Here is a 13,344-nt window from a genome sequence, read left to right on the forward strand (position 1 = left end):
TGGATGGGGGAATTTGCATGTTCAAATCCAATAAAAAACGCTTTCTCAGCCTCGCCTCTCTGACACTGGCCGGTACATTGGTGCTTTCGGCCTGCGGTGGAGCAGGCAGCTCAAGTAATACTGCCGGAGAGAGCGACTCTTCAGGAGCAAGCGGAGACAAAGTTAAGCTGACGATGTTTATCTGGGCTGGCTCCAATCAGGATGTTGTACCCAAAGAAGTGGTTGCCGAGTATGTGAAAGAACATCCCAACGTTGAAGTCACCTTTGAGGAATCCTCCAATTCGGTAATGTACCCAAAAATGGTCGCAGGCAAGCAGGCTGATGCAAACAATCCGGTGGTTAACTTCGGTTACTTCAATGCAGATGCGACGGCAAAAGGATTGAATGATGACATGTGGGAGCCGCTGGATACAAGTATCGTGACCAATATCAAGGATATCCCGGAATCCTTCCACAAGCCTGATAATAAAGGTGTGGTCTGGGGCGTTTCGAGCTTTGCCCTGGTGTATAACAAAGACCTGGTGAAAACGCCGCCTACCAGCTGGAACGATCTATGGGATAACGAGGAGTTCAAAGGAAAAACTGCGCTTTGGGACTACATGTTCTATTCCTATATCTCTCCACTGATTGCTACCAAAGGTCAGGAGATTGGCGCATCCTATGATAATCCCGAGCCAGCCTTCCAGTTCTGGGCAGATCGCAGTGACCAGATTGGCACATTGGTTTCATCCAATGATCAGCTGAAGGCACTGCTGGAGTCAGGTGATGCTCTCATTGCCCCATTCAGTGCACAGGTTGCACAGACATGGATTGATGGCGGTTCTCCACTCGCCGTAGCATATCCGAGTGAAGGTGCCATCTCTTTCCCGTATACACTTCAGGTAGTGAAAGGCTCAACACCAGAGCAGACACGTGTTGCAAACGAAATTATTAACGAATTGTTGAGCGCAGAGGCGCTGTCACAATACGCAGAAGCAACGGGTACACCAGTAACCAGTACGACAGCTGCAGTTCCGGACAAGTACAAGGATGATCCTTCATTCTCCGTCGAAACGCAAAGTAACGGCATTAATCCGGACTGGGATGTGCTTGCACAGAACAGTTCTTCCTGGAAAGAACTATGGGATCGACTCGTGAAAATAAAGCTTCAATAAAAGGATTGTTGCCAGGCACACAACGATTCCGGGTTCTGTTATGAACCTGGAATGGATGGGAGGGAATCAGAGATGAGCAGCGGACAAGAGACCATATCCATTGAAACAAGGGAAGTCACGAAGACTTATGGTAAGCGAGCCGCCGTTGATCAAGTAACACTCCAAGTGAAAAAGGGTGAATTCGTTTCCTTACTTGGTCCGAGTGGCTGTGGCAAAACCACACTGCTGCGCATGCTTGGCGGACTTGAGCAGCCGGATCAGGGCACCATTATGCTGGGAGGCCGGGATGTTACCGGCATCCCGGCCTATGGACGCAACAGCAACATGATTTTTCAGCAGCTTGCGTTGTTCCCTCATATGGATGTATTCAACAACATTGCCTATGGACTAAAGGTGAGGAAGTTACCAAAAGCCGATATCCAACGACAGGTAGGTGAAATGCTTGATCTGGTCCAGCTCGGAGACTATGGCAGGCGTGCGGTATCTGAGCTGTCCGGGGGGCAGGCCCAACGCGTCGCCATTGCTCGCGCACTGATTAACAGACCTGAAGTGCTGCTGCTTGACGAACCTCTCTCTGCATTGGACATGCAGCTGCGTCTCGATATGCAGCGTGAACTGAAACGGATACAGCGTGAGTTCGGCGGAACGTTTATCTTTGTAACGCATGATCAGAGCGAAGCCATGAATATGTCTGACCGAATTGGCGTCATGCGCGCCGGAAAGCTGCTGCAATATGCAACCCCTGATGAAATCTATGAAAGACCGGCTGATAGCTTCGTAGCCAAGTTTATTGGAGATACCAATCTCTTTGAGACGGAAGTGTTGGGACATGATGTGAATGGAATTCGGGTGGAATGCTTCGGCAAGCCATTACTGGTGAAAGTCAGTGATGGAAATGCTGTACCGAAAGCGGGAGCACGACATTCCTTATCGATCCGTAATGAGTATATACGACTTGGAGAAGATGCAACTCACTGCCTGAACAAGCTGGATGGACATGTGATTGAAGCGGTGTATGGCGGAGCAAATATTCGATACAGTGTGCAGATTGCTGAGGGTTTTCTAGTTCAGGCCAGTATGCTGCATCAGCGGGGAGCTTCACGTTACAGTCCAGGTGAGCCAATACAAATCGGCTTTGACCCAGAGGACGCGCTCTTGTTATCCGAACCCATTGATGACCGTGTACAGGGGGCAAGAATATGAACCGGATCGCGGAACGGATCGTGAATCTGTATTCCTTTGGAAACCGCACATGGGTAACCCGGTTACTGCTTCTGTTGCCTGCGCTTGCTCTGATGGGCATCGTGTATCTGGGCGGGTTGATGATCTTTGGCAGATATAGCTTTGATATGTATGAGAATGGAAAGCTTATTCGGGGTTGGGATTTAGGAGCTTATCGTGCTTTTCTGGCTGACCCTTATTATTGGAAGCTGATTGGCACAACGTTTCGCATTGCCTTCAAGGTTACGTTATGGAGTCTTCTTCTTGCATATCCGCTGGCCTATTGCATTGCGGGTCTAAAGAAGCCTGGCATGAAGCAATTGTTGTTGCTGCTTACGTTTCTTCCGCTACTGGTCAGTGCAGTTGTGCGTTCTTACGGATGGCAGCTGTTGCTGTCCAAACAGGGTTTCATGAACTGGTTGTTCATCCGGTTGGGGCTTACCGAGGAAGGATTCAGCATGATATACAACGAGACAGGTGTTGTTGTGGCCCTTGTCCATATTTTCTTGCCATTTATGGTCTTCCCGATCCTGAATGTACTGTCCCAAAGTGACGCTTCCTTAAAGGCAGCTGCTCAGGATCTGGGGGCGGGCAGCTGGAGAACATTCCTGACCATTACCCTGCCTTTATCGGCAAGAGGTTTTGTAAGCGGAGTACAGATTGTGTTCACGTTATGCCTCACCGCATTCACCACACCTCAACTGATCGGTGGGGGAAGAGTCATGACACTTCCGGTGTTTATATATCAGCGAACCTTGGACACCAACTGGCCGATGGCTGCGGTTGCCAGCCTGTTTTTACTTGTGTCTTCCATTGTTGTCTCGTTGCTTGTGAATAAAGGAGCAGAAACGTTGATGTTCCGTCGTTCCCGTAAGGGAGGTCAGGCTTATGGTTAAATCGAACAGGGGCACCAAGCTGTTGCTCTATATCTTTGTGGGTGCCGTAGCGATTTATTTGCTGCTGCCACTGCTGATGATTATGTTGACATCTGTAGGCTCAGGTTCAGCCAGCAAATTCCCGCCAGAAGGTCTGACCTTGAAGTGGTATGCCAATCTGAGTGAGCAGACCCAGTTTCTCGATGCATTCAAGAACAGCCTCATTGCTTCTACAGGGGCGGTTCTGCTGGCTTTGATTATAGGTACGCTTGCTGCGCTAGCAATCGTGCAATACCCTTTCCCGGGCTCTGGTATCTTAAGGGCATTTTTTGTATCTCCGATGGTTATGCCGAAAATTACGCTGGGTATCGCATACCTGATTTTATTCTCGAAAATGCATATTGCAGGCGGACTGTTTGCACTTATTTTGGGTGAAGCGGTCATTGTGCTGCCATTTGTGCTCACTCTTGTGGGCAGTGCGTTAGCCAATCTGCACCCGGCTCATCGGGAAGCTGCCGCGGACCTTGGCGCAGGGCCGATGCGCATTTTTTTCACAATTACGCTGCCACAGCTCCGACTATCCCTGCTTCTGTCAGGGTCAATCGCTTTTGTCTTCACTTTCGATCAGGTTGAGGCTGCACTGCTGTTGCTCCGTCAGGACAGCTACACGCTGCCAATACAGCTATTCCTGTATATGGAGAAATGGCAGGACCCAACGATAGCCGTGGTGTCTGTTGTATTGATCGCGTTTGCGCTGGCTCTGTTTATGACGATTAAACTAGTGCTGCGCTCTGTACCAGGACTTGAGAGTTTGTTCGTTCGCAGGAAAATAAAAGGAGGTCTGGATCAAAATGAATAATTCACAGCATCTATCCCATAGCTCAGGTCTGAACCGGGACCGGGCGGAAGAAGTGATGAAAACTAAGGTGCTAAGCGCCCTGATCGCAACTACTCCGGAGAACATTCACTATGTCATCGGGTCCCAGCTGCGTGCAAGCAACTGGACCATGCAGATTTATGCGGTTCTGCCTGCCGACAGATCTGCTAAGCCGTGTATCATCATTCCAACGAATCGGTTGGGCGTTGTGGCCCAGTTCGGTATTACGGGGGTAGATATATTTGCCTACAGTGATTTCTTCGTGGAAGGTTCAATTGAAGGCAAACCTTCCACTGACGACATTGATCTCTTTTATTCTCTCCTGCAAACGACGGTTATTCATCCAGGTCCTGTTGAAGCACTCAAGGCAGCGTTAAAACAGCTTGAGATCGAAGATCAGCCGATTGGAATCGATGAGATGCGGATCGCTCCCGATATTCTGACGAGAATCAAGGAGGAGGTTCCTGACAGACCGGTAATTCCTGCATATAAGTTGTTCCGAGAAATCCGCCTGGTCAAGACACCTTTTGAAATCGAACAACTTCGTCAGGCTGCCCAATTAAATGAACGGATTGAGCAGGAACTAATTGACCTGATTGCCGCAGGTATTCATGAGAAGCAACTTGCCGATCATTATCGTCTGGCTGTGATGCGAGCAGGTGGAACTCCAGCAATGACAGCGGTAGGGGCAGGGCCACGCAGTGCGTTGCCACTCATTGAAAATTATTTTCATACGATTGAGACCGGAGATCAGATCCGTTTCGATCTTTGCCTACAGCTGGAAGGTTACTGGGGAGATACGGGCCGCACGGTTGTTGCAGGGGAGCCTACCGCCTGGATGATAAAGCATTTTGCTGCGGTCAAAAGTGGATGGGAGACGGCACTTGAAACGGTGCGCCCTGGCGTCAGGGCGTCGGAAGTATTCCATGCGGCAGTATCTCGCGTACAGCGTGAGGGGATTCCGCATTACCGACGTCAGCATGTCGGACATGCCATCGGGTTGGAACTGTACGACGATATGACCCTTTCCCCGGGGGACCAGCGGATACTGGAGCCCGGTATGGTGTTATGTGTTGAGGTACCATATTACGAGCTAGGTGCTGGTGGATTCCAAATCGAAGATACAATTGTTGTAACGCCAGATGGTTATGAGTTTCTAACCCATATGGAGCGGAAACTGTTCACTAAATAACGATAAATGGAAGGCTTCACTGACCGGCGATCAGACCACAGTCGATCCAAGAAGCTTTCTTACTGAGAAAGTTGGAACATCCATGATTCAGCAGGGAACTAAGACGTTTCGTAACATTAGCCTTGCACTGTTCGCCGGAGGTTTTGTCACTTTTGCTTTGCTCTACAGCCTCCAGCCCCTGATGCCTGAGATTAGCGACGCATTCTCCATTACGCCGGCACACGCCAGTCTCACGCTATCGGTAACAACGATCGCCATGGCACTGACGATGCTGTTCATCGGGTCCTTGTCTGATTCTGTGGGCCGACGCTTTATTATGACAGCGGCACTGGTGATATCTTCTGTTATTGCTTTACTGAGCGCATTCAGCTTGGGATATACGGAGCTTCTTCTGCTTCGTATTCTTCAGGGGGTGGCACTCGCGGGGTTGCCAGCGATAGCCATGACATATCTGTCAGAAGAAATTGAACCTAGAAGTCTTGGTTATGCCATGGGCCTATATATCAGTGGCAATTCGATAGGTGGCATGGCCGGCCGTTTCATCAGCGGTGTGGTGACAGACTGGTTCAGTTGGCGCGCTGCAGTGGGTTTCATTGGTATTCTTGGACTGTGTGCAGCCGTTATTTTTTGGCTTGTCATCCCGCCATCCCGTCATTTTGTCAAAGCTGCACCCGGATTCAAAAATCCAATACCTTTTTTGTGGTCACAATGTCGCAATCCAAGGCTGTTATGCCTGTATGGACTCGGTTTTCTCCTGATGGGGGGATTCGTGACCCTGTTCAACTATATCGGTTTTGAATTAACGGGTGAACCCTATCATCTGAGCCAGTCTATCGTTGGAAGTCTTTTTGTGGTATATCTGATGGGCACAGTCAGCAGTACCTGGATGGGCAGGCTGGCAGATCGGTACGGCAGGTCACATGTGCTTGGAATCGCGCTGGGAATTATTCTGGCGGGTGCAGTCTGTACCGTTCATCCAGCGCTTTGGGTCAAAATTATCGGACTCGCCCTGTTTGCCTTCGGTTTCTTTGGCGGTCATTCCATCGCAAGCAGCTGGGTTGGACTCGTGGCCAATCAGCACAAATCCCAGGCCAATGCGTTGTATTTATTTTTCTACTATCTTGGTTCAAGCGTAAGTGGAACAGGAGGTGGACTGCTTTACAGTCATCTTGGATGGATAGGCATTGTGGGGATGATCGGTGTGTATGTTTTGATCGGTTTTGTCTTGTGTAATTTGCTTGTTCACAGGTTGAAGGGACAGGTTACATAAATCAACTTTTTCCGACAGCTATTGCATATCCTGAAATACCGAGTATAATACTTGGTAAATAGACGAAAAGGGGATGCAATAAACGATGAAAACACATGCTGAATTGAACTCACTTCTTGTTGACGATTATCTGGATCTCCTGAACATTGCGAAACAGCTAGGTGATGACGAATGGAAAGATGCTATTCTGCAAGCATTGAAGGAAGAAGTCGATGCGAATCATCATCTGGATTCTAAAGAGGTAAGACAGGATTTATGGATTCAATTTGAAGGCATTAATGAACAGATGCATGATCTGTTAATGCAACTGAAGCATGCCGACAGTCCTGAGGAGAAAGAGCAGATTATTGAAATGATCTGGGGATTAAAAGTAGACCGTCATGCGATCACACGTAAACTTGAAACCATGAGCCGTGCCAGCGCTGGACATCAATAAGCTCTAGGTTGACTATACATTGAAAACCCGCGTGTTTCCTGGGATTATCCCCAAGGTCGCACGCGGGTTTTATTTTTTCTCTAATCGTTTACTACACTGCTAATGATGCCACTAGGCATCATTCGTAATCAAAAGCGGACTTTTTGAACTACCTCTCTTAAAACTGTTTTGCGAAAGTGCGTGCTTGCTCTATAGCCTGTTGCTTGATTTCATCCGCACGATCTTTATACTGATTATGCCCCTCTACAAAAATGCCATCAAGCTTCGGCACGCCAAGGAAAGACATGATAATACTCAGATAACGATGACCGGATTCCATCTGAGCCGCTGGGCCTTCGGAATAAATGCCACCGCGAGCCTGAATATGCAATGCTTTTTTGTCGGACAACAGTCCAACAGGACCTTGTTCGGTATAACGAAATGTTTTGCCAGCTACGCAGATCGAGTCGACATAAGCCTTCAGAATTGGAGGGAACGAGAAGTTCCACATCGGGGTTACAAAAACATATTTATCTGCTGAGGCAAATTGATCCGACAGTTCATTCAAACGGCTAACTTTGGTCTGTTCTTCGGCAGTCAGGTCACTACCCGATTGCAGTTTGCCCCAACCACTGAAGACATCCGCGTCGATATGCGGAATATCCGAACGATACAGATCGAGGTGAACAACCTCATCAGAAGGGTGACTTTCATGATAAGCATCAATAAATGCTTTGCCCGTAGCCATGCTGAAGGAGGTTTCATGATCATGAGGATGGGCAGTAATATACAATAAGGTAGACATACAATTCTTCCTCTCTGTGCGATTAATGGGGTGAAGCATTCTTGGCAATGATGAAGCGACCGCAGTAGTATGCATCATTTCCCCCGTTTTATACGTCAGAAAGGGATATGAATGGATTGATCATGATACTGAATTGGATGCTATGTAGTGACCAGATACTCAATCCATGTATAATATACAGGACGAGTATTTATTTTCCAAAGACAATAGGATGAGTGAGATGAGCGCACATGGGAATGGACCTGGAGAAGCAACGATTAAGCATTGAAGCAGCGAAATTGTATTATCAGTCCGATTATAGCCAGCAGGATATCGCCGCAAGGTTGGGCGTGTCGCGTCCAACCGTATCAAGGTTACTTCAGTACGCCAAAGATCGCGGATACGTCCGGATTGAAATTATGGACCCGCTGGAGGATATCGATATCATTGCCGGAGAACTCAAGTCGAAATATGATCTGGATACGGCACTTGTGTGTTTTGCCCCACTGAAGAGTGATGAGGAAATACAGAAGCATATCAGCAAACGAGCAGCAGACTACCTTCAAGAGACGGTTCAGGATGCGGATATCATCGGGGTAACTTGGGGAACAACCATGCATGCTGTAGCACGCCAACTTCGTCCCAAGCAGGTTAAAGGTGTCGAAGTCGTGCAATTGAAGGGGGGCGTAAGCCACTCCCATGTCAATACGTATGCAGCTGAGATTGTTCATTTGTTCGCTGAGGCATTCCATACGGTACCAAGGTATTTGCCACTGCCCGTTATTTTCGACAACATTGAAGTAAAGAACATGGTGGAAGCCGATCGGCATATTGGCAGAATCGTAGAGCTTGGCAGACAGGCCAACATTGCTTTGTTTACCGTGGGTACTGTGAAGGAAGATGCGTTACTGTTCAGGCTCGGTTACTTCAATGAAGAAGAGCAACAATTGCTGATGAACTCCGGTGCAGGTGACATTTGTTCACGCTTTTTCGACGCGGAAGGTCAGTTGATCAGTGAAGAGATTAACAGCAGAACCGTTGGAATTGATCTAGCCGAGTTGAGAAATAAGGAAAAATCAATTCTTGTTGCCGGGGGACAACGCAAAATTGAAGCCATTCACGCCGCGCTTAAAGGTCATTATGCCAATATTCTGGTTACGGATCAGTACACAGCACAGGCATTACTGCGATTCTAATTTCAAATGGATATGGATGACAACATCTGCCACGCAAAAAGGGCGGATGTTTTGCTTTGTTAGGCAGAAAATAGAACGAAGCAAGAACTGTAAGTTGAATCGTGAACAAAAGTTCAAGTTGCTTTTTACATATGTTCATGTTAGTGTAAGTGTATAGAAAATAACTAGTTCAGATAAGGGAGAGATTCAATTGACTACACCACAATTAGCTAAAATGATCGACCATACGTTGCTTCGTGCGGACGCAACGCAAAGTGAAATGGCCAAGTTAACCGAAGAAGCAAAGCAATATCAGTTTGCTTCCGTATGTGTTAACCCAGGCTGGGTTGCTTATGCTGCTGAGCAGTTGCAGGGTTCTGGCGTAGATATCTGCACCGTTATTGGTTTCCCTCTGGGAGCATCTACATCGGAGACAAAAGCTTTCGAAACGAAAGATGCGATTGCTAAAGGTGCAACTGAAGTCGATATGGTCATCAACATCAGTGCTTTGAAAGATGGCAAAGATGATTTCGTTGAACAAGATATTCGTGCTGTTGTTGAAGCGGCTGCGGGTAAAGCTTTGGTGAAAGTTATTATTGAAACTTGTCTGTTGACGGATGAAGAGAAAGTACGTGCTTGTCAGGCAGCTGTGCGAGCTGGAGCTGATTTTGTTAAGACTTCTACAGGTTTCTCCACAGGTGGGGCAACGCCAGAAGATATCGCTTTGATGCGTCGTACTGTAGGTCCTGATGTTGGCGTTAAAGCTTCCGGTGGCGTACGTAGCCTGGAAGATATGCAAAAAATGATCGAAGCGGGTGCAACTCGGATCGGTGCAAGTTCTGGCGTGAAGATTATGCAGGGTGGTCAGTCTACATCTTCTTATTAAACAAAAGCCTCTTATCAAGAAAAAGCTTAATAAATAAAAGTAATGTTATATTCTCTGTACTTGGGCGTTCGACTCAGGTACAGGGAATACAATTTACACTTATATTTTAATTAACGGGACTTATTGTAAGCGCTTCATAAGTTTTCTGAAAGATTACTGATAAGAATGCTTAAGAACCCTTTGAGCTGAATTTCCACATCCGGCTTAACTACCTTCAAAGGAGAGATCAAATGAAATTTCTAATTGCCCTTCTTGGTTTACTCGTTGTTTTTGGACTGGCTTATATCGCAAGCAACGGTAAAAAGAAGATTCGTTACCGACCACTGGTCGTTATGGTTGTTTTACAGGTGATCCTGGCGTATGCCTTGCTGAATACAGGGGTTGGGACATGGTTGATTGGTGGCTTCGCGTCCGTATTTAAAAGTTTGCTTGATTATGCGAATGAAGGAATTGCGTTTGTATTTGGCGATTTGACCACCGTAGGTGCAGATACCGTAGGGACACCGTTTTTCCTCAGCGTATTGATGCCGATTGTTGTCATCTCTGCACTCATTGGGATATTGCAGTATATCCGAATCTTACCTTTTGTTATAAAATATATTGGTCTGGTATTAAGCAAAATCAACGGAATGGGCAAACTGGAATCATATAACGCGGTTGCTTCGGCTGTATTGGGGCAATCTGAAGTGTTCATTTCTGTGAAAAAACAAATTGGGTTGTTGCCAAAACATCGGCTGTACACCTTGTGTGCTTCGGCGATGTCCACGGTATCGATGTCGATTGTCGGTGCCTATATGTCCATGATTGATCCGAAATATGTGGTTACGGCACTTGTGCTGAACCTGTTTGGCGGTTTTATCATTGCTTCCATTGTGAATCCTTATGAGGTTAAAGAGGAAGAAGATATATTGGAAGTACAGGAAGAGGAGAAACAGTCCTTCTTCGAAATGCTCGGCGAATACATTCTTGATGGATTCAAAGTTGCCATCATCGTGGCTGCGATGTTAATCGGTTTTGTTGCCTTGATTGCACTTGTTAACGGAATTTTCAGCGCGGTGCTTGGCATTTCGTTCCAAGAGCTGCTTGGTTATGTGTTTGCACCATTAGCCTTTATTATGGGTGTTCCTTGGAAGGAAGCGATTCAGGCGGGAAGTATTATGGCAACCAAAATGGTATCCAACGAATTTGTTGCCATGCTTGCTCTAGCGAAGGAGACCTTATTGTCTGCCAGAACAACAGGGATCGTATCCGTCTTCCTCGTATCGTTCGCTAACTTCTCTTCCATCGGTATCATTGCCGGTGCGGTGAAGGGACTTCATGAGAAACAAGGTAATGTGGTAGCCCGCTTCGGTCTGAAACTGCTTTACGGTGCATCGCTTGTCAGTGTATTGTCAGCGATCATCGCCGGACTGTTCTTGTAAACCGGATTATTGGAAGGAGTGCTTAGGTTATGTCAACATTCAAAAGAGTACATCTGATCGTTATGGATTCTGTAGGGATCGGCGAAGCGCCGGATGCAGCAGAATTTGATGATTTTGATGTAGATACCTTCGGTCACATTGCACGTGAACGCGGAGGTCTGAAAATGCCTCACATGGCCAGTCTCGGACTGTCCAACATCAAAGAAATCGAGGGTGTCCCTGTAGCGGATGCACCTAAAGCGTATTACACCAAGATGCAGGAAGCATCCAGAGGCAAAGACACAATGACAGGTCACTGGGAGCTGATGGGTCTTTACATTGATACACCTTTCCGTGTGTTCGAGAATGGTTTTCCCGATGAGTTGATTCAGCGCATTGAAGAGAAAACGGGCCGCAAAGTAATTGGTAACAAACCGGCCAGCGGCACGGAAATTCTGGATGAGCTGGGTGCAGAGCATGTTGAAACAGGCGCGCTCATCGTGTACACATCCGCGGATTCTGTTCTACAAATTGCAGCACATGAGGACGTTGTCCCATTGAAGGAACTGTATGAAATCTGTGAGTTCTGCCGTGAAATTACACTAGAAGATCCGTACATGCTCGGCCGCATTATTGCACGTCCATTTGTAGGTGAAGCGGGTAACTGGAAACGTACTGCGAATCGTCATGACTATGCACTCAAACCTTTTGGTCGTACGGTTATGAATGAACTGCAAGATGGCGGATTTGATGTGATTGCCTTGGGTAAAATCGCAGATATCTATGATGGAGAAGGTGTGACCAAGGCTGTTCGTACCGTCTCCAACATGGATGGTATGGACAAGTTGTCCGAAACGATGGATGAAGAGTTCACTGGACTCAGCTTCCTGAACCTGGTTGATTTTGATGCCCTGTACGGTCACCGTCGTGATCCACAAGGTTATGCTCAGGCACTTGAAGACTATGATGCACGGCTGCCAGAGATTTTTGCCAAAATGACCAATGATGATCTGCTGCTGATCACAGCTGACCATGGTAACGATCCAACATACCGCGGTACGGACCATACACGTGAATATGTACCACTGCTTGCCTACTCTCCGCGCTTCAGCGAGGGCAAAAAGCTTGATCTGCGCAGCACTTTTGCTGACCTTGGTGCAACCGTAGCCGAGAACTTTGGAGTGAAAATGCCGGAATACGGCACGAGCTTCCTGAAGGATTTGAAATAGTTTTTTTTAAAACGGGATAGGGGATGTCGGAGTAGCTACGGCTGCTCCGGTAACTACCATCATAATAGACTAAATGTATAACTGGAGGAGATTCATTCATGAGTACACATATTGGAGCAAAACCCGGAGATATCGCAGAAACGATCCTTTTGCCAGGAGACCCTTTGCGCGCGAAGTATATTGCAGATACGTACCTTGAAGATGTTGTATGTTACAACGAGGTTCGTGGAATGCTCGGTTACACAGGTACATATCAAGGACACCGGATTTCGGTTCAAGGTTCAGGGATGGGTATTCCGTCTTTCGCCATCTATGCCAACGAATTGATTAGTGAATATGGCGTGAAAAACCTGATTCGTGTTGGTACTTGTGGCGGTATGCAGGAGCATGTACGTGTACGTGACGTCATCCTTGCACAAGCAGCATGTACAGATTCCAGCATGAACAAACACGTATTCGGTGGATATGACTTCTCGCCAATCGCTACGTTCTCCCTGCTGAAAGAAGCCTATGACCGTGCAACAGCTAAAGGTATGAAGATTCACGTTGGTAACGTGTTCAGCTCCGATTCGTTCTACCGTGATGACCGTTCCGTAACCGAGAAGTTGATGAAGCACGGCGTACTTGGTGTAGAGATGGAAACAACAGCACTGTACACCATCGCTGCTAAGTTCGGTGTTAACGCACTGACCATCCTGACGGTAAGTGACCACTTGCTGACAGGCGAAGAAACATCTGCCGAAGAGCGCCAAAAAACGTTCAACGACATGATGGTAGTTGCCCTAGACACAGCAATCACACTGTAATTGTTATTCATAATCATTTGATTTAATCGAAACTTTTGTTTGAAGCACGGAGTGAAGGAA

At 47.2% G+C, this 13,344-nt stretch carries 13 protein-coding genes; 12 read left to right on the forward strand and 1 reads right to left on the reverse strand.

Going from position 1 to position 13,344, the window contains the following annotated elements:
• The first annotated feature begins 17 nt into the window (after positions 1-17).
• The 7 genes from BLS69_RS06560 (at position 18) to BLS69_RS06590 (ending at position 7,025) form a co-directional block, all read left to right on the forward strand.
• Positions 18-1,154, forward strand: a complete 1,137-nt coding sequence (locus tag BLS69_RS06560; protein ID WP_091029589.1) for an ABC transporter substrate-binding protein — start codon at positions 18-20, stop codon at positions 1,152-1,154.
• A 72-nt stretch (positions 1,155-1,226) separates the two neighbouring features.
• The gene (locus BLS69_RS06565; protein ID WP_091029591.1) at positions 1,227-2,357 is read left to right on the forward strand and encodes an ABC transporter ATP-binding protein; all 1,131 of its coding nucleotides are present in this window, start codon (positions 1,227-1,229) and stop codon (positions 2,355-2,357) included.
• Complete coding sequence (locus tag BLS69_RS06570) at positions 2,354-3,271, forward strand: ABC transporter permease (protein WP_091029594.1); 918 nt, start codon at positions 2,354-2,356, stop codon at positions 3,269-3,271. Before BLS69_RS06565 ends, BLS69_RS06570 begins: the two co-directional genes overlap by 4 nt.
• Positions 3,264-4,109: an ABC transporter permease gene (locus BLS69_RS06575; RefSeq protein ID WP_091029596.1), complete on the forward strand. Its 846-nt coding sequence runs from the start codon at positions 3,264-3,266 to the stop codon at positions 4,107-4,109. Before BLS69_RS06570 ends, BLS69_RS06575 begins: the two co-directional genes overlap by 8 nt.
• Entirely contained in the window at positions 4,102-5,319 is a 1,218-nt protein-coding gene (locus BLS69_RS06580) for a M24 family metallopeptidase (RefSeq protein ID WP_091029599.1), read from the forward strand. The genes BLS69_RS06575 and BLS69_RS06580 overlap by 8 nt, the downstream gene beginning before the upstream one ends.
• Before the next feature lie 82 nt (positions 5,320-5,401).
• Complete coding sequence (locus BLS69_RS06585; protein ID WP_091029602.1) at positions 5,402-6,589, forward strand: MFS transporter; 1,188 nt, start codon at positions 5,402-5,404, stop codon at positions 6,587-6,589.
• 85 nt (positions 6,590-6,674) lie between these two features.
• The gene (locus BLS69_RS06590) at positions 6,675-7,025 is read left to right on the forward strand and encodes a hypothetical protein (RefSeq protein WP_036613800.1); all 351 of its coding nucleotides are present in this window, start codon (positions 6,675-6,677) and stop codon (positions 7,023-7,025) included.
• 157 nt (positions 7,026-7,182) lie between these two features.
• Here BLS69_RS06590 and BLS69_RS06595 read toward each other — a convergent pair whose 3' ends face one another.
• Positions 7,183-7,809, reverse strand: a complete 627-nt coding sequence (locus BLS69_RS06595) for an FMN-dependent NADH-azoreductase (RefSeq protein WP_091029605.1) — start codon at positions 7,807-7,809, stop codon at positions 7,183-7,185.
• A 236-nt stretch (positions 7,810-8,045) separates the two neighbouring features.
• Here BLS69_RS06595 and BLS69_RS06600 point away from each other — a divergent pair, with 236 nt between their 5' ends.
• The 5 genes from BLS69_RS06600 to deoD all read left to right on the forward strand — a co-directional run bounded on the left by BLS69_RS06600 (position 8,046) and on the right by deoD (position 13,284).
• Positions 8,046-8,984 (forward strand): sugar-binding transcriptional regulator, encoded by a 939-nt coding sequence (locus BLS69_RS06600; RefSeq protein WP_062836066.1) that lies wholly within the window; start codon positions 8,046-8,048, stop codon positions 8,982-8,984.
• Between the two features lie 214 nt (positions 8,985-9,198).
• A complete protein-coding gene (gene deoC, locus BLS69_RS06605; RefSeq protein WP_076215422.1) occupies positions 9,199-9,849 on the forward strand; it encodes a deoxyribose-phosphate aldolase in 651 nt (216 codons plus the stop codon).
• A 230-nt stretch (positions 9,850-10,079) separates the two neighbouring features.
• On the forward strand, positions 10,080-11,270 hold the full coding sequence (locus BLS69_RS06610; RefSeq protein ID WP_091029608.1) for a NupC/NupG family nucleoside CNT transporter: 1,191 nt from the start codon (positions 10,080-10,082) through the stop codon (positions 11,268-11,270).
• Between the two features lie 29 nt (positions 11,271-11,299).
• Positions 11,300-12,478 carry a phosphopentomutase gene (gene deoB, locus BLS69_RS06615; protein WP_017688192.1) on the forward strand — a complete coding sequence of 393 codons (1,179 nt, stop codon included), beginning with the start codon at positions 11,300-11,302 and terminating at the stop codon, positions 12,476-12,478.
• Between the two features lie 98 nt (positions 12,479-12,576).
• Positions 12,577-13,284 (forward strand): purine-nucleoside phosphorylase, encoded by a 708-nt coding sequence (gene deoD / locus BLS69_RS06620; RefSeq protein ID WP_017688193.1) that lies wholly within the window; start codon positions 12,577-12,579, stop codon positions 13,282-13,284.
• The last annotated feature ends 60 nt before the right edge of the window (positions 13,285-13,344 follow it).

This window comes from Paenibacillus sp. CF095 (assembly GCF_900101225.1).
Classification (GTDB): Bacteria; Bacillota; Bacilli; order Paenibacillales; family Paenibacillaceae; genus Paenibacillus.

Coding starts and splice junctions, on each gene's coding strand:
- BLS69_RS06560 (WP_091029589.1), top strand. CDS start 18: ATGTTCAAATCCAATAAAAAACGCTTTCTCAGCCTCGCCTCTCTGACA.
- BLS69_RS06565 (WP_091029591.1), top strand. CDS start 1,227: ATGAGCAGCGGACAAGAGACCATATCCATTGAAACAAGGGAAGTCACG.
- BLS69_RS06570 (WP_091029594.1), top strand. CDS start 2,354: ATGAACCGGATCGCGGAACGGATCGTGAATCTGTATTCCTTTGGAAAC.
- BLS69_RS06575 (WP_091029596.1), top strand. CDS start 3,264: ATGGTTAAATCGAACAGGGGCACCAAGCTGTTGCTCTATATCTTTGTG.
- BLS69_RS06580 (WP_091029599.1), top strand. CDS start 4,102: ATGAATAATTCACAGCATCTATCCCATAGCTCAGGTCTGAACCGGGAC.
- BLS69_RS06585 (WP_091029602.1), top strand. CDS start 5,402: ATGATTCAGCAGGGAACTAAGACGTTTCGTAACATTAGCCTTGCACTG.
- BLS69_RS06590 (WP_036613800.1), top strand. CDS start 6,675: ATGAAAACACATGCTGAATTGAACTCACTTCTTGTTGACGATTATCTG.
- BLS69_RS06595 (WP_091029605.1), bottom strand. CDS start 7,809: ATGTCTACCTTATTGTATATTACTGCCCATCCTCATGATCATGAAACC.
- BLS69_RS06600 (WP_062836066.1), top strand. CDS start 8,046: ATGGACCTGGAGAAGCAACGATTAAGCATTGAAGCAGCGAAATTGTAT.
- deoC (WP_076215422.1), top strand. CDS start 9,199: ATGATCGACCATACGTTGCTTCGTGCGGACGCAACGCAAAGTGAAATG.
- BLS69_RS06610 (WP_091029608.1), top strand. CDS start 10,080: ATGAAATTTCTAATTGCCCTTCTTGGTTTACTCGTTGTTTTTGGACTG.
- deoB (WP_017688192.1), top strand. CDS start 11,300: ATGTCAACATTCAAAAGAGTACATCTGATCGTTATGGATTCTGTAGGG.
- deoD (WP_017688193.1), top strand. CDS start 12,577: ATGAGTACACATATTGGAGCAAAACCCGGAGATATCGCAGAAACGATC.